Origin of the sequence: Pseudomonas sp. W2Aug9 (genome assembly GCF_023127755.1) — a bacterium.
Taxonomy (GTDB): domain Bacteria; phylum Pseudomonadota; class Gammaproteobacteria; order Pseudomonadales; family Pseudomonadaceae; genus Aquipseudomonas; species Aquipseudomonas synxantha_A.
The window spans coordinates 109,225-124,896 of sequence record NZ_SPKL01000032.1; the positions used below are offsets into that span (position 1 = coordinate 109,225).

17 protein-coding genes are annotated in these 15,672 nt (G+C 60.9%); 6 read left to right on the forward strand and 11 right to left on the reverse strand.

Annotated elements, in window-relative coordinates; translation table 11 throughout:
* Window positions 1-6: 6 nt before the first annotated feature.
* Both lhgO and E3O56_RS20255 read right to left on the reverse strand, forming a co-directional pair.
* The gene (lhgO, locus tag E3O56_RS20250; RefSeq protein WP_032875718.1) at window positions 7-1,200 is read right to left on the reverse strand and encodes an L-2-hydroxyglutarate oxidase; all 1,194 of its coding nucleotides are present in this window, start codon (window positions 1,198-1,200) and stop codon (window positions 7-9) included.
* Window positions 1,201-1,306: 106 nt separating this feature from the next.
* Window positions 1,307-2,017: a FadR/GntR family transcriptional regulator gene (locus E3O56_RS20255; protein ID WP_248128888.1), complete on the reverse strand. Its 711-nt coding sequence runs from the start codon at window positions 2,015-2,017 to the stop codon at window positions 1,307-1,309.
* A gap of 188 nt (window positions 2,018-2,205) precedes the next feature.
* On the opposite strand from E3O56_RS20255, the gene E3O56_RS20260 reads away from it, so the two are divergent.
* Window positions 2,206-2,883: a GNAT family N-acetyltransferase gene (locus tag E3O56_RS20260; protein ID WP_103734275.1), complete on the forward strand. Its 678-nt coding sequence runs from the start codon at window positions 2,206-2,208 to the stop codon at window positions 2,881-2,883.
* Here the strand turns inward: E3O56_RS20260 and E3O56_RS20265 are convergent.
* Window positions 2,873-3,475 carry a TetR/AcrR family transcriptional regulator gene (locus tag E3O56_RS20265; protein ID WP_248128889.1) on the reverse strand — a complete coding sequence of 201 codons (603 nt, stop codon included), beginning with the start codon at window positions 3,473-3,475 and terminating at the stop codon, window positions 2,873-2,875. The two genes, E3O56_RS20260 and E3O56_RS20265, sit on opposite strands and share 11 nt — an antisense overlap.
* A 73-nt stretch (window positions 3,476-3,548) precedes the next feature.
* Between E3O56_RS20265 and E3O56_RS20270 the strand changes: the two genes are divergently transcribed.
* Entirely contained in the window at window positions 3,549-4,148 is a 600-nt protein-coding gene (locus E3O56_RS20270) for an NAD(P)H-dependent oxidoreductase (RefSeq protein ID WP_005788541.1), read from the forward strand.
* Between the two features lies 1 nt (window position 4,149).
* Here the strand turns inward: E3O56_RS20270 and E3O56_RS20275 are convergent, their stop codons facing one another.
* From E3O56_RS20275 to E3O56_RS20285, 3 genes are all read right to left on the reverse strand, one after another.
* Window positions 4,150-4,539, reverse strand: coding sequence for a hypothetical protein (locus tag E3O56_RS20275; protein WP_005788540.1), 390 nt, complete (start codon window positions 4,537-4,539; stop codon window positions 4,150-4,152).
* Window positions 4,540-4,572: 33 nt separating this feature from the next.
* Entirely contained in the window at window positions 4,573-5,829 is a 1,257-nt protein-coding gene (gene aroA / locus E3O56_RS20280) for a 3-phosphoshikimate 1-carboxyvinyltransferase (protein ID WP_248128890.1), read from the reverse strand.
* Window positions 5,830-5,990: 161 nt separating this feature from the next.
* Entirely contained in the window at window positions 5,991-6,545 is a 555-nt protein-coding gene (locus E3O56_RS20285; protein WP_248128891.1) for a UPF0149 family protein, read from the reverse strand.
* A gap of 185 nt (window positions 6,546-6,730) precedes the next feature.
* Here E3O56_RS20285 and E3O56_RS20290 point away from each other — a divergent pair, with 185 nt between their 5' ends.
* Both E3O56_RS20290 and nudC read left to right on the forward strand, forming a co-directional pair.
* Entirely contained in the window at window positions 6,731-7,543 is an 813-nt protein-coding gene (locus E3O56_RS20290; RefSeq protein ID WP_032875698.1) for a crotonase/enoyl-CoA hydratase family protein, read from the forward strand.
* A gap of 5 nt (window positions 7,544-7,548) precedes the next feature.
* Entirely contained in the window at window positions 7,549-8,382 is an 834-nt protein-coding gene (gene nudC, locus E3O56_RS20295; protein ID WP_248128892.1) for an NAD(+) diphosphatase, read from the forward strand.
* On the opposite strand, the gene E3O56_RS20300 is transcribed toward nudC, so the two are convergent.
* The 3 genes from E3O56_RS20300 to E3O56_RS20310 form a co-directional block, all read right to left on the reverse strand.
* The gene (locus E3O56_RS20300) at window positions 8,350-9,129 is read right to left on the reverse strand and encodes a TSUP family transporter (protein ID WP_248128893.1); all 780 of its coding nucleotides are present in this window, start codon (window positions 9,127-9,129) and stop codon (window positions 8,350-8,352) included. The genes nudC and E3O56_RS20300 overlap by 33 nt on opposite strands.
* Before the next feature lie 170 nt (window positions 9,130-9,299).
* Window positions 9,300-10,016, reverse strand: coding sequence for a phosphatidylcholine synthase (pcsA, locus tag E3O56_RS20305; RefSeq protein ID WP_032875693.1), 717 nt, complete (start codon window positions 10,014-10,016; stop codon window positions 9,300-9,302).
* Between the two features lie 148 nt (window positions 10,017-10,164).
* On the reverse strand, window positions 10,165-11,085 hold the full coding sequence (locus tag E3O56_RS20310) for a class I SAM-dependent methyltransferase (RefSeq protein WP_032875690.1): 921 nt from the start codon (window positions 11,083-11,085) through the stop codon (window positions 10,165-10,167).
* Window positions 11,086-11,276: 191 nt separating this feature from the next.
* Here E3O56_RS20310 and mdeB point away from each other — a divergent pair, with 191 nt between their 5' ends.
* The gene (mdeB, locus tag E3O56_RS20315; RefSeq protein WP_248128894.1) at window positions 11,277-13,955 is read left to right on the forward strand and encodes an alpha-ketoglutarate dehydrogenase; all 2,679 of its coding nucleotides are present in this window, start codon (window positions 11,277-11,279) and stop codon (window positions 13,953-13,955) included.
* 44 nt (window positions 13,956-13,999) lie between these two features.
* Here the strand turns inward: mdeB and E3O56_RS20320 are convergent, their stop codons facing one another.
* The gene (locus tag E3O56_RS20320; RefSeq protein WP_032875684.1) at window positions 14,000-14,485 is read right to left on the reverse strand and encodes a DUF1289 domain-containing protein; all 486 of its coding nucleotides are present in this window, start codon (window positions 14,483-14,485) and stop codon (window positions 14,000-14,002) included.
* Window positions 14,486-14,670: 185 nt separating this feature from the next.
* Between E3O56_RS20320 and E3O56_RS20325 the strand changes: the two genes are divergently transcribed.
* Window positions 14,671-14,970: a putative quinol monooxygenase gene (locus E3O56_RS20325; protein WP_032875681.1), complete on the forward strand. Its 300-nt coding sequence runs from the start codon at window positions 14,671-14,673 to the stop codon at window positions 14,968-14,970.
* Between the two features lie 46 nt (window positions 14,971-15,016).
* Here the strand turns inward: E3O56_RS20325 and E3O56_RS20330 are convergent.
* Window positions 15,017-15,672, reverse strand: a 656-nt coding sequence (locus E3O56_RS20330; protein ID WP_122810627.1) for a ribonucleotide-diphosphate reductase subunit beta, incomplete at its 5' end; no start/stop codon positions are given.

The following is a 15,672-nucleotide window of genomic DNA, read 5'->3' on the forward strand; positions in this document are numbered from 1 at the left end:
CGGGTATTACTGAGGCTGGAACAGACGGTCGGCGATCATCGCGCCGATGGGCATGGCCGAGGTGGCGGCCGGTGAAGGTGCGTTGCACACGTGGAGCATTCGCGGGGTTTGGGCGAACAGGAAATCGTGTACCAGGCTGCCGTCGCGCATGACTGCCTGGGCACGGATACCGGCCTCGTAGGGCAGCAAGTCGTCGAGGGTCAGAGAAGGGCAGTACTTGCGGCACTGCTCCAGGTAGCCGGACTTGAACAAAGAGTTTTTCATCTCGGTGGTGCCGGAGCCGAGGTTCTGCCAGAGGGTTTTCCAGAAACCCGGGAAGCTGGCGTATTGCGCCACATCGCGCCAGTTCACCGAGAACTTGCGGTAGTTCTCGCGGCCCAGGCCCAGCACGGCATTCGGGCCGACGGTGACACTGCCGTCGATCATGCGTGTCAGGTGCACGCCGAGAAACGGCAACTGCGGGTCGGGGATCGGGTAGATCAGGTGGTTGACGATGTTGTTCTTTGCCGCCGGCAAGCGGAAGTACTCGCCGCGAAACGGGATGATCTGATGGTCGATACTGATCCCGGCCAGGCGAGCCAGGCGGTCCGATTGCAAACCGGCGCACACCACCAGGTGCCGCGCCTGCCAGGTTTCGCCCTGGGTATGGACCGTGACTTTATCGGTGTCTTCGTGGATCGCAGTGACCGTGCGTTCCAGGCAGATCTGCCCGTCGTTGCGGCGAATCACCTGGGCCATGGTCTCGCACACCTGGCGGTAATCGACAATGCCGGTGGCATCGAGAAACAAGCCGCCCAGGCCGACGATGTTTGGTTCACGCTCGCGCAGTTGCTCGGCATCCAGGCGCTCGACCTGCATACCGTTGAGCTGGGCGCGGGCGTGCAGGGCTTCCATGCGTTGCATTTCCAGGGGGCTGGAGGCCACCAGCAGCTTGCCGCACACCTCGAACTTGATCCCGTGTTCGCGGCAGAACTGCTTGGTGGCTTCGGCACCGCGCTTGCACAGGTCGGCCTTGAGGCTGCCGGGGGCGTAGTAAATGCCGGCGTGGATCACGCCGCTGTTGTGGCCGGTCTGGTGCTTGGCCAGCACCGGCTCCTTTTCCAGGATCACCAGTGATGCGCCGGGTTGGCGCTTGAGCAGTTCCATGGCAGTGGCGAGGCCGACGATGCCGCCGCCGATAATGCAAAAGTCGTGAATCATTGCTGGGAGTACCTAAGGTTAGACATTTTGGTCTGCTTATCAGGTTGTCAGACTAATGTTTTTGTTAAAAAAATGGCGTGTCCGGGGACACGCTTTAAAAAGTCGATCAGTTGATGGGAGGCAGTTCCAGTTGCAAGCGCCGTGCGGATGCACGCAGATGGGCCTCTGCACTGGCAGCGGCGCGTTGGGCATCACCGTCGGCGATGGCCTGATAGAGCTGCTGGTGTTCCTGGGTCGCATCGGCCGAGCCGGTGGCGAAGCGCGAGGCAGAGTTTTCCCAGGCGGTCTTGCGTGCGCTCGCCAGCTGGCTTCTGAGGAAGTCATGGAAGGCCACGAAGTAGTCATTCTTGCTGGCGTCGGCAATGGCGCGGTGGAATTCCACATCGGCCAGGGCTGCGGCTTCAAATTCGTCGCGATGGTCCTGCATGGCCTGCAAGGCGCTTTCCATGCGTTGCAGGTCGGCGGCGTCACGGCGCTGGGCGGCAATCGAGGCGGCTTGGGTTTCGATCCACAGGCGCACTTCGAACATCTGCGCCAGGTCAGGCCGTCGCCCATTTTGCTGCGGGAAACGGAACACCGTGCCGGCCGGGGTCTGCGAAATGAACGACCCCAACCCCCGGCGGGCGGTGAGAACACCGTCGGCCTTGAGCTGGGCAATGGCCTCGCGCACCACAGAGCGGCTGACGTTGAGCTGTTCAGCCAATTGCTGTTCGGTAGGCAGGCGCGACTCCGGAGCCAGTTGGCCGGATTCGATTTCTGCGCGAATGGCGCTGACAACCCGTACGACAAGCGAGTCGGGGCGCTGGAGCTCAAGCATGATGAAACCTTGGTAATCAGGTTGTCAGACAATAGTCGTTACGAATTTAGCTTGTCAATATGTGTGCAACACGATCAGTGCAGCAAGATAGGCGGCAAGGCCCGTTACCTGCGTTCACTGTGCGGGCCATGAGCGGCCTACAACAGGTACAATCGCCGCTGCCTTGACGCGAAACTCCAGGAATTTGCATGTTCAGCCTTACCCGTTACACCACGCCGTGCCCCGAATCGGTCAATAGCCAGATCCTGCAGATGGTGGTGGACAACCTCACCGACATCAGCAGTGTCGCGCTGGCGCCAAGTAACTTGCTCTACAACATCTACCAGTACGCCATCGGGTTTGAGGTGCACTTGTACCTTGAGGCGTTGAATGGCGAGAAGGGCATCGCCGTCGAGCTGGTCGTGGCGATGCAGGACGAAACCGTTGTCGGTTTTTGCCTGTATCTGCCGGTCAAGAACGACCCTCAAGCCTGCGGCATTGCCTTTATGGCGGTGCAGGCCGGCTTTCGTCGCCAAGGCGTGGCGAAGCTAATGCTAGGCGATGTGCTGGCGCGCTATCCCCACGCCGAACTGGCCTGTGCGGTGGAGAAGGTGCCAGCATTCGAGGCCATGGGGTTTCAGGTGCGCGGCGCACGTGGCACCCAAGTGCTGATGAACACCCGGGACTACGGCACCGATGGCTTGATGGGGGTGTTGGATGTGGCAGCGATCTATCGTTCGCTGGAAGTGCGCCAGATTCATACCTACCTGCTGCAAAAGCACGGCAAGCGCGCCATGGTCGACGCTGAAAAACAGCGTGACCGGCATCTGGATCAGTTGACGCGCAAGGTGCAGCTGTACATCCAGCAGCGGTTTCCTACGATTTGACCCGCTGGACCATCCCCAGGATGGTCGCCAGCAATTCCTGCTGGGCCTCCTCACGGCTGATCTCGCCATTGGCTGCCGCATGAGACAGGGCTTCCGCCGCACCGAGCATAGCGCGCAAGCCGGCCTTGGAAACACCGCCGCCCGAGGCGAACGGTGACAGTGCGTTGGAGCACTTTTCCAGGAAGATCGCCTCATATTCGCGCTTGAGCACCGCCAGCTCCGGCGAGCCGCTCAGCGCGGCAATCACTCCGGGGATTTCCCGGCCCTGCAACAGCACGCAATCGACATACGCCGAAGCGATCACCCATGACCGGTCCTCTAGCGTCGCCTTACTGGTGTCGATGGCCTCGGTAAAGACCTGGTCCTGGCGCGCATCGAAATCGGCATACAAAGCAGCCAGCAATCCCGCACGCGTGGTGAAGTGGTCGTAGACCACCGGCTTGGTCACACCTGCCAGCTCCGCCAGGCGGCCCAGGGTCAGGGCGTCGGTGCCTTCCTCGCGCACCAATTGCCACGCCACATCGAGTAATTGGCGCTGGCGATCTTCACGGGACAAGCGCCGACGTGGGGCAGGGGATTCACTGCTTGACATGCTTATATACCAAAAGTAACTTAAGGGGGCGTAACTTACTAAACGTAGCTTAATCCTGTCAGGAGTTAAAGTCATGCACGCCTTGATCGTAGTTGCTCATCACGACCGGAAATCGCTCACCCATAGCGTAGCGGCTCAGGTAGGCGCCGGTTTGACCGCCGCCGGCCACACCTTCGAAATCGCCGACCTTGCCGCCGAAGGGTTCGATCCACGCTACACCGCCGCCGACCATCAGGTGCACCGCGCTCATGCAACTCCGCCGGCCGATGTGCTGGCCGAACAGGCGCGTATCGAGCGCGCCGACGCGCTGGTGGTGGCTTTCCCGATCTACTGGTGGTCGATGCCGGCGTTGCTCAAAGGCTGGGTCGACCGCGTGTTCGTCAACGGCTGGGCGATTGATTATGGCCCCGACACACCCGTCGTGAAAAAACTGCGCCACTTGCAGGTGCACCTGCTGGCCCTCGGGGGCGCGGATGACAGCGCTTTCGATCGGCACGGCTATGCCAAGGCCATGCACACCCAGATCGATTACGGCATCTTTGATTACTGCGGGGCGCAGGTGCTGACGTCCAAGCTGCTGCTGGATTCGGAGAGCGGGGGCGCCCAGGCGCACTTGCACACGGCCAAAGCTGTGGGGCAGGGGATGTTCCAGCGCGAGACAGTCGCGGGGTGATTCAGGTGTCGCGAAACAGGTCGTGGGCATCGAGCAAGCGGTAGGCAATCTCGGGGCGTTTTTCCAGGCCGCGGCGGATCGACGCCGGGATCGATTGACGAGTCTTGCGGCACATGCCCGGCAACTCGTCGATAACGATCTGGATCCCGCGCATACTCTTGACCTCGGTATGCCCAGGCGCAATGTGCACGCGGATGCCCAGTTGCTCGTACATCCGCTGCTGCATGTGTTCAAGGTCTTGCAGACTCTTGAGGTTTTCAAGGCGTTCGAGCAGGATTTTTTCCTGCTGTCGCGTCAACTGGAGGATGCGCAGGTCCGCGCCGGGCGCCTCCAGCAGTTGTTCACGCTCGCACACACAGGCGCCGGGAGGGCAGGGTTGGCGAATGGTCATTGACGCTCCCGGCGAAGTTTCACGATCGGCGTGTCAGTAGGTCAATTGAACGCCCAGGCTGCCCAAGGCTTTCCAGTACTCAGGGTAGGTCTTGGCCACGCAGTCCGGGTCCTGGATGCGAATCCCCGAAACTTTCAGCCCGGCCAGGGCAAAGCACATGGCGATGCGGTGGTCGGCGTGGGTGTCGATCAGCGCCGTGCACGCGGTGCCGGCCAGGGCTGGGTCGCTCGCCACCAGCAGGTCGTCGCCCTCAATGCTCGCCAGGCCTGGGCGGATCTCATTGAGGCCGTCGTGCAGTGCCTGTACACGGTCACATTCCTTGACGCGCAGGTTCGCCAGTTCAGTAAAACGCACCGGGGTGTTGTTGAAAGCGGCGAGCACGGCCAGGGTCGGGATTGCGTCCTGCATTTGCGAACCGACCACCGTGGCTTGCATGTTCGGGAACTGGGCGATCACAGCCTGGGCCTGGGCGTCCGGCTGGGTGAAATCCCGGGCTGCGACACCGATGTCGATACGGCCAGCGGTCAGCACTTCGGCGGCCCACAGGTAGGTAGCGGCCGAGGCGTCGGGTTCGATCAGGTAATCCTGGGCGGTGTAGCCGGTCGGGGCGACGCGCCAGGTGGTATCGTCCACGGCTTCAACCTGGGCGCCAAAGGCGCGCATGCAATCCAGGGTCAGGTCTACGTAGCCACGGGCGCCGATGTCTTTGCCGGTCAACGCCACTTCAATCGGCGCCTCACCACAGGCCGCGAGCATCAGCAGGGCCGATACATACTGGCTGGACAAGCCGCCATCGATCTCAAAGCGCCTGGCTTGTACCTTGCCTGTGCCATGCACGGTCACGGGCGGGCAGCCAGTGGGACTGTCGACCTGAATTCCGTTTTGGCCGAGGGCGGTCAGCAGCGGGCCAATCGGGCGCTTTTGCATGTATTCATCGCCGTCCAGCACCACGCTGCCTTGCACGGTGGCCACGGCGGCGGTGAGAAAGCGCATGGCAGTCCCGGCGTTACCGAGGAACAGTGGTTGGGGAGGCAATTGCAGCGAGCCTTGGCTGGTGACGACAAACGTGGTGTCGTCTGGCTCATCGATACTCACACCCATCTGACGCAGGGCGACTGACATATGGCGAGTGTCATCGCTTTTCAACGCACCGCTCAAACGGCTGGTGCCCTTGGCCAATGCCGCCAGCAACAGGGCGCGGTTGGTGATGGATTTGGAGCCGGGGGGCGCGACCTTGCCATTGAGAGGAAAGTTGGGCGGTGTAACGGTCACGGTTTTTTGCGAACTCAAGGTACAAGGCTCCTGGTCAAGGCGAGGTGGCGTGGAGTGGCCGACGTGCGGACCCGAATAATCAGGCAAACACGCCATGCTTGTCGAGTGAGCAAGTGATCTGCGTGAATTTTCTGGAATGTGCTCCGATTCAAATGTGGGACGGGGCCAGCAAGCCCGGCTTAACGCTGGCTCAACCAGTAGTCATGCAGCACCCGCGCAGCCGGTTCGATTTCGCTGACCTGCTGTTGATGGGCGTTTATATCCAGGTCCGCCGGAAGTTCGAAATTGTCCTGCTCGGCGCACGCGGTGATTTTTTCCAGTTGCCCGGCTTGTTCGGCGGGCAATGGCGGCCAGTTGCCGATCGTCACACCCCGCACATAACCAAAACACCATTCTTCAGCCAGCGTCACTGCCTGGTCTTGATGTTCGGTTTCATCGAAACGGGCTTTGAATGCCTGGGAGTCGGTGGCCAATCGAGCAGCCAGGGTATTCATATGGCGTACACACAGTTCGAGAAAATCCTGGGCCTCGTCCATGTTGTCCCATTCAGGGTTTTGCCCACCCCAGATCGCCGGGAACCACTCGGCCACGTCCACCTTGGCCGGGCTGGAAACCAGGGCGGTGAAATAACCGTCGAGTTCGGCCATGTTCAGCACCGAGTGGTCTTCACCGTATTTGAGCAAGGTGGCCTCAATGAAGTCGAAATCGGCGGGGGAGAGGGGTTGGGCGTGCATGGCATATCCTTAAAACGTCGAGCGCCGCTGACAGGGGCGGCTTAAAGCGCAAAGGATGGCGTGTGCACCGGGTTTTATCCAGCGTCTTTTCCCTCACCGTGGCCAGTCCCGCTTTTGGCCGATGCGCCGTGGCGCACCCTTGATATAGTCTGGCTTTCCTCAATCGCCAGTCAGGGATCACTGCCATGTCCGAATACCAAGCCTTCGTCGTCGAACTGAGCGGCAACGTTGCCCATGTGCAGATCAATCGCCCGGAAAAGATCAACGCCATGAACGCGGCGTTCTGGACCGAAATCATCGACATCTTCCAATGGATCGACGACACCGATGCCGTGCGCGCCGTGGTGCTCAGTGGTGCGGGCAAGCATTTCTCTTCGGGTATCGACCTGATGATGCTGGCCTCGATAGCCAATGAGTTCAGCAAGGACGTGGGGCGTAATGCGCGCCTGTTACGGCGCAAGATCCTCGAGCTGCAAGCCTCGTTCAATGCGGTCGACCATTGCCGCAAGCCGGTACTCGCCGCGATCCAGGGCTACTGCATTGGCGGGGCCATTGACCTGATCAGCGCCTGCGACATGCGCTACGCGGCCGAGGGCGCGCAGTTCTCGATCAAGGAAATCGACATCGGCATGGCCGCTGACGTAGGCACTTTGCAACGCCTGCCGCGCATCATCGGCGACGGCATGTTGCGTGAGTTGGCTTACACCGGTCGCCAGTTCGGTGCTGAAGAAGCGCGCAGCATCGGCCTGGTCAATCGCGTGTATGCCGATCAGGACAGCCTGCTGGCCGGCGTTATGGAAATCGCCCATGAAATCGCCGCCAAGTCGCCAATCGCCGTGACCGGCACCAAAGCCATGATCAGCTACATGCGTGACCACACAGTCAATGACGGCCTGGAATACGTTGCCACCTGGAACTCGGCTATGTTGCAATCCAACGACTTGCGCGTGGCCATTGCGGCCCATATGAGCAAGCAGAAACCCGAATTCGTGGATTGACTGATATGACCCCAGGCTGGATTACCACAACGCTGCTGGATAACGACGCCGTCGGCGGCTGGGCCGTCGCCCGCAGCCGTGAGGGCTTTTTGCATGACGCCAATGGCCCTCTGTTCCCTCGGGAGTGGCTTAAGCGTCAGGACCTGCCGGTGTTCGCTGAACACGGCATCGGCCACCTCGATGGTGAATCGGTGTACTTGCTGGAACTCGACAGTGCTGCCGATGTGCCAGGGTGCAGTTGGCAGGGGCTGCGCGGTTTCATGCTACAGGGCGATCACACTCTCTACAGAGTGCTGGGCTACGCCGCCCAGATCGGCACCTGGGCGCGGGAGCATCGTTTCTGCGGCAGTTGCGGCCAGGCCATGGTTCAGGTCCCGCGGGAGCGGGCGATGTACTGCGCGCCTTGCGACCTGCGCAGCTACCCACGGATTTCGCCGAGCATGATCGTGCTGGTGACCCGTGGCGACGAGATCCTGCTGGCGCGCTCGCCACGTTTCGTCACAGGGGTCTACAGCACCTTGGCCGGCTTTGCCGAACCCGGCGAATCGGCCGAAGACTGCCTGATCCGCGAAGTGCGCGAGGAAGTGCAGATAGAAGTGAAGAATATCCAGTACATGGGCAGCCAGTGCTGGCCGTTCCCCCATTCGATGATGCTGGGTTTCCACGCCGAGTACGCCGGTGGCGACATCGTGCCCCAGGCCGACGAGATCGAGGATGCGCAGTGGTTCAACATCCACGAACTGCCGCCGTTGCCGGCGTCACGTTCGATTGCACGTTACCTGATCGACCTCTACGTGGCCCGCCGCTTAGGCCATGCTGAACCAGTGCTGCCAGGCTAGGCGTACGGTCAGGCCCAGCACCACGGTGATAAACACCGGGCGAATGAATTTGGCGCCGCCGCTGATTGCGCTGCGTGCGCCAAAGAACGCGCCACACATCACTGACACGCCCATCGCCAGCCCGACGATCCAGTCTACCGAGCCATTGATGATAAACACCGTCAGCGCCGCCGCGTTGCTGACGAAGTTCATGCTGCGCGCGACGCCGCTGGCCTTCACCAGGTCGATGGGGTGCAGCAGCATCGTGCTGACGGTCCAGAATGCACCGGTGCCAGGCCCGGCCACGCCGTCGTAGAAGCCCAGGCCAAAGCCCTGGGTGGCCTGCCATTTCTTCTTGATCGGTGCTTCGGCATCCACCGGCGCCTTTGGCGTACCGCCGAACAACAGGTACACCCCGCAGGCAAAGACGATCACCGGCAGCATCTTGTTCAGGGTTTCGGCGGGCAGGTAGTGGGCGACCACCGCACCGGTCAGCGCGCCGATCAATGTACCGACGATGGCGTGCACCCATTGGCGCGGGTGGAACAGCTTGCGCCGGTAAAAGGTGAAACTGGCGGTGGCCGAGCCGAAGGTGGAGCTGAGTTTGTTGGTGCCCAGTACCAGGTGAGGCGGCATACCGGCGGTGAGCAGAGCCGGAGTGGTCAGCAGCCCGCCGCCGCCGGCGATGGCGTCGATAAAACCGGCGATAAAGGCAACGACGGCCAGGATGGCCAGGGTGGTGAGGTCAACGCTGAGTTCGAAGGGCATGGGCAGGGCTTATTGTTGGAGGGCCGCAGAAAGCCAGCATCTTACTGCGATGTGACTCAAATGTGGGAGGGGGCTTGCCCCCGATGGCGGTGGGTCAGTCAGCTTATTGGTCACTGACCCACTGCTATCGGGGGCAAGCCCCCTCCCACATTTTTACCGAGCGTGCTCGGTCATTTGTGCGCGCCCAGCCACTCCAGCGCCGTACGCCAGATGCAAATGCCCAGGAAATACGCCGACATCAGCGACCACAATCCGAACGTCCACGGGTTGGTGTTGGGATAGTCCACCACCATCAAGAAGCTGCACAGTAACCAGATCGTAGTCACCGCAATATTGATCGGCATGAAGCGCTTGACCCGGAATGGGTGCAAAAACTTCATCGGTGTCACGGTCAGCAGGGCCAGGCCGATCACGGTCAGCAAGGTGACCCAGGCGTCAGGCTGGATGATGTACACGCACAGGGCGACCACGTTCCAGGCGGCGGGGAAGCCGACGAAGTAGTTGTCCTTGCTCTTCATGTTCACATTGCAAAAGCAGAACAGCGAAGACACCAGAATCACCGACACCGTAAACAGGTGGGTAAATTCCGGCAGGTCGATATAGCGGTAGATAAACAGTGCGGGGATGAACACATAGGTGAGGTAATCGATCACCAGGTCCAGGACCGAGCCGTCAAAGCTGGGCAATACCGTGCTGACATTCACCCGTCGTGCCAGCGAGCCATCGACGCCATCCACCACCAGCGCCAGGCCCAGCCACAGCAGGCACGCCTTGGGGGAGTTTTCCAGCAGCGCCAGGGTGGCCAGGAAGGCCAGTACCACTCCGGTGGCAGTAAAGCCGTGGGCGCCCCAGGCTTTGAGTCTGGCTACATGCAGGGTCGATATCACGGGCGGTTCTCCAAAAGGTCAAACGGGGCAGCCGACAACGTAGCGCCGTCGAGTCTGGCCGGGGAATGCAGGTATCGACCGGGAAGAGGGGGATAAGGTTCACCGCCCGGTGTCTGCGTAAGCGTAGCAAGCGTAGGACGATTCGGCATCAACCCTGACGGAACACCAGGGCCTTCAACCCACTTTGCGGATCGACGTCGGGGAATTCCGGCGGGTTGTCCAGGCGCTGCACGAAGCGCAGGCCCGGTGCCTCGCGGGTTACACCGTCGATCAGGAAATCTTCGCCGAAGGCTGGGTCATTCATACACGCCAGCACCGTACCTTGGGCGGTGAGCAAGTCCGGCAGGCGGCGCAGCACGCGCTGGTAGTCCTTGGTCAGCAGGAAACTGCCTTTCTGGAACGACGGCGGGTCGATGATCACCAGATCGTAAGGGCCGCTGTGGGTGACCTTGGCCCAGGACTTGAACAAGTCGTGGCCCAGGAAGGTGACTTTGCCCAGGTCATGCCCGTTCAGGCGATGGTTGTCGCGGCCACGACTGAGGGCGCCACGGGCCATGTCCAGGTTCACCACATGGTCGGCGCCGCCTTCGATGGCGGCCACCGAAAAACCGCAGGTATAGGCAAACAAATTCAGCACGCGCTGGCCTTGGGCCTGTTCGCGCACCCAGTTGCGCCCGTAGCGCATGTCCAGAAATAGCCCGCTGTTCTGCTTTTTACCCAGGTCGATCAGGTACCGCAGGCCGCCCTCGGTGATGGTCAGCTCATCGATGGCCTCACCCACTAACCACTCGGTGGTGCTTTGCGGCAGGTAGCGGTGTTGCAGCGCCACTGTGTGCGCGCCAAAGCTCGCCCAGTCGATGTTCAGTAGCGTCTGCTTGAGGGCCTGCAGGTGCTCGGTTTCCTTGAACAGCGCCACCAGCACCACCCCTTGCAGCCAGTCCACCGTCAGTTGTTCCAGGCCCGGCCAGCAACGGCCACGGCCATGGAACAGGCGCCGGGTTTCCACCGGTGCGTCAGCCAGGGCGGTCAGCAAGTGGGCGTGAAGGGTAGCGAGTGCGTCTGGGTTCATCGTTGTGCGTCAGTCATCGGGCGGGCGGCATTTTAAACACAATTGCCGGGTTTGCGGGTGCATGAGCACAACGTGCTGGAATAAAGCCGATCTACAGTGATTCATGCTCAAAATTCTGTTGGGTGAGCCTGATAACAGGCAAAAAATCCTTCAGCACCGACATAAACTGGAAAAAAAGTCCGGAGGTGCCCATGAACGGTTTCGCCCACGCAGTCAATCACACGGCGCAGGATCAGCAGGAGCTGGATGAGTGGCGTGATGCCCTGGCCTCGCTGGTGGCCAATGCCGGCCCCGCCCGGGCCCGCGAAATTCTAGACCTGCTGGCCCGCGAAGGCGGTGCGCCGGGCATCGACTGGAAACCCCGCCACGGCACACCGTATATCAACAGCATCAGCGTCAAGCAGCAGCCGGCTTTTCCCGGCGACCTGGCCACCGAAGAGCGCCTCGCCTCGCTGGTGCGCTGGAATGCCCTGGCCATGGTGGTGCGCGCCAATCAGGCGTATGGCGAACTGGGCGGGCATATCGCCAGTTACGCCAGCGCCGCGGATTTGTTCGAAGTGGGCTTCAACCACTTTTTCCGCGCACGCAGCGAGCAATCCGGCGGTGACCTGGTGTTCTACCAGCCCCATTCGGCGCCCGGTATTTATGCCCGTGCCTACCTTGAAGGGCGCCTCACAGAACAGGATCTGGCCCACTACCGCCAAGAAATCGGTGGGCCGAAGGAAGGCGCTCGCGGGCTGTCCAGCTATCCCCATCCATGGTTGATGCCCGACTTCTGGCAGTTCCCCACCGGTTCCATGGGCATTGGCCCCATCAGCTCGATTTTCCAGGCGCGCTTTATGCGTTACCTGCAGCACCGCAGCTTGCAGGACACCTCGGACCGCCATGTATGGGGCGTGTTCGGCGACGGCGAAATGGACGAACCGGAAAGCATGTCAGCTCTGACCCTGGCCGCCCGCGAGGGCCTGGATAACCTGACCTGGGTCGTCAACTGCAACCTGCAACGCCTCGACGGCCCGGTACGCGGTAATGGACGCATCATCGACGAGTTGGAGGCATTGTTCAGCGGCGCCGGTTGGAACGTGATCAAACTGGTGTGGGGCTCGGACTGGGATGCGTTGCTAGCCAAGGACGCCGACGGCTCATTGGTCCGAACCCTTTCGCAAACCGTGGATGGCCAGTTCCAAACCTTCGCCGCCAAGGATGGCGCCTATAATCGCGAGCATTTTTTTGGCCAGAGTGAATCCCTGGCCAAGCTGGTCGAGGGCCTGAGCGATGAGCAGATCGACCGCCTCAAGCGTGGCGGCCATGACATGGTCAAGATCCACGCCGCTTACCACGCTGCCCTCCGGACCAAGGGCAAACCCACGGTGATCCTGGCTCAGACCAAAAAGGGCTTTGGCATGGGCGAAGCCGGGCAGGGCAAGATGACCACTCACCAACAGAAGAAGCTTGATCGCCAGGCGCTGATTGCCTTTCGCAATCGTTTCCAATTGCCGCTGTCGGATGAGCAGGTCGAGTCCTTGAGTTTTTTCAAGCCGGCCGATGACAGCCTGGAGTTACGCTACCTGCACCAGCGCCGCAACACCCTGGGCGGTTACGTGCCCAGCCGCAGCCAGCTCGCAGCGCGTGTCAGCGTGCCGTCCATGAGCGGTTATGCGGGTTTCGCCACGGCCGCTGAAGGCAAGGAAATGTCTACCACCATGGCCTTCGTCCGTATGCTCACCCACTTGCTCAAAGACGGACAATTGGGGCCGCGCATCGTGCCCATCGTTGCCGACGAGGCGCGTACGTTTGGCATGGCCAACCTGTTCAAGCAGATTGGCATCTACTCCAGTGTCGGCCAGCACTATGAGCCGGAAGACATCGGCTCGATCCTCAGTTACCGCGAAGCCACCGACGGGCAGATCCTGGAAGAAGGCATCAGCGAAGCCAGCGCCATCAGTTCCTGGGTGGCCGCCGCGACCAGTTACTCGGTGCATGGCCTGCGCATGTTGCCCTTCTATATCTATTACTCGATGTTCGGTTTTCAGCGCGTGGGCGACCTTATCTGGGCAGCTGCCGACCAGCGTGCCCGGGGCTTCCTGCTCGGCGCCACGGCCGGGCGCACCACCCTGGGCGGCGAAGGTTTGCAGCATCAGGACGGCAGCAGCCACCTTGCTGCCGCCGCCGTGCCCAATTGCCGCGCCTATGATCCGGCGTTCGCCGGTGAGTTTGCGGTGATCCTCGACCACGGTATGCGTCGGATGCTGGAGCAGGATGTCGACGAGTTCTACTACGTGACGCTGATGAACGAAAACTACGCGCAACCCAGCCTGCCGGAAGGCGTGGAAGGCGCGATCATCAAGGGCATGTATCGCTTGCAGGGTACGCAGGACGCGCAGGTGCGCCTGCTCGGCTCCGGCACGCTGGTGCGTGAGGCCCTGGCGGCGGCGCAGTTGCTGATGGACGACTGGCAGGTGCAAAGCGCGGTGTACAGCGTCACCAGCTTCAGTGAACTGGCGCGGGAAGCGAGAGAGGTGGAGCGCTGGAATCGCCTGCATCCGCAGGGCATCAAGCGTGTCAGTCATTTGCATGACTGTTTGCCCAAAGGCGCGCCGGTGATTGCCGTGTCCGATTATGTGCGGGCAGTGCCGCAGATGATTGGCTCGTACGTGGATTCGGGCTACACCGTGCTCGGCACCGATGGGTTTGGGCGCAGTGATACACGGGCGGCGTTGCGTGATTTCTTTGAGGTGGATCGGCACCATATTGTGCTGGCAGCGTTGACGGCATTGGTGGAGCAGGGGAGTTTGGCGCCGGCGGTGTGTCAGCGGGCGATTCATCTCTACGGGTTGCAGCCAGAACGGGATGCGCCCTGGACCTGCTGATTGTGGGAGGGGGCAAGTCGAAGCGTCGCACCGCCCCTCCCACATTAGACTGTGGCGATCAGGGCTGGCCCGAAGGCATCCTTGAGGAATCCAGGGGCGATATAGCGCTCGTAATGCGCCTCTGAAAGCAGAAAGAATTCCCGATCTATCGCATCGCGCAAATCCGCCAGGTGGCGCTCGCGAAACTCCGGCAGCAATGCCAATCCATAGGCATCCAGCCTGGAAATCACCCGTGCACCCCGCGCGATCAGCTGGTATGCCCAGCAATACGGCGACTGGTGCGGCATGAAGCGAATCTTGCGGGCCTCCAACTGCTGTCGCAGGCAGTGTGGGTCGAACACTTCCAGCTTGCTGGCCATCACCTGCACCAGTAGCTGTTCCAGACGCAGCCACACCGCCTGTTTTTCCTCGGGGTTATAGCCATTCCACTGGATCACCTCGTGGTGATAGCGCTTGCAGCCCCGACAGACCAGATCACCGTAGACGGTGGAGCACAGGCCGACGCAAGGGGTCTTGATGGAGTGCGGCATTTTCAAGCCTTTGAAGAAAGTGTAAGCGTGTTTAGTCGGTGTTTCTGCGTCGCCAAATGGGCAACGATGGCTTCAATCCATTGCGAGCGACACCCATGAGAACACCGATCAAACCCTGGCTGTATGCCGTGATGTTCACCGCTGTTGCCGGCTGTTCCAACCCACCCACTCAAAGAGACATCGCCATGCCCAAACCTCTGGTATCCCTCGCCGTACTCAAGGCCAAACCTGGCCAAGAACACGCGCTCAAGACTGGCTTGCTGAGCCTGATCGAACCGACGCGGGCCGAACCTGGCAATCTGGATTACGTGTTGTTCGAGCGACGCGATGAACCCGGCACGTTCTATATGCGCGAGGCGTTCAAGAGCCAGGCAGCACTGGATGAGCATTTTGCCACGCCGTACTTCCAGCACTTTGCCGCCACGGCGGATGCTTTGCTCAGCGAGCCGTTGCAGTTGATTTTCCTGGAGCAGGTGTCGAACTGAAGCCGTTGACTGTAGGAGCGAGCTTGCTCGCTCCTACAGCGTTACGTCAGTCCCAGCTCAGCGCACCACCTGTTTGATACTCGATCACGCGGGTTTCGAAGAAGTTTTTCTCTTTCTTCAAGTCCATGATCTCGCTCATCCACGGGAACGGGTTGGTGGTGCCTGGGTACTCTTCCTTCAAGCCAATCTGCGACAAACGACGGTTGGCGATGAACTTGAGGTAATCCTCCATCATCGCCGCGTTCATGCCCAGCACGCCGCGAGGCATGGTGTCGCGAGCGTACTCGATCTCCAACTGAGTCCCTTGCAGAATCATCTGGGTCGCTTCTTCCTTCATCTCGGCATCCCACAAATGCGGGTTTTCGATTTTGATCTGGTTGATCACATCGATACCGAAGTTCAGGTGCATCGACTCGTCGCGCAGGATGTATTGGAACTGCTCGGCCACGCCGGTCATCTTGTTGCGGCGGCCCATGGACAAAATCTGGGTGAAGCCGCAATAGAAGAAGATGCCTTCCAGCACGCAGTAGTAAGCGACCAGGTTACGCAGCAGCTCCTTGTCGGTCTCGACGGTGCCGGTTTCGAACTTCGGATCGGAGATCGAGCGGGTGTACTTCAGGCCCCAGGCTGCCTTTTTGGCGACCGATGGAATCTCGTGGTACATGTTGAAGATCTCGCCTTCATCCATGGCCAGCGATTCGA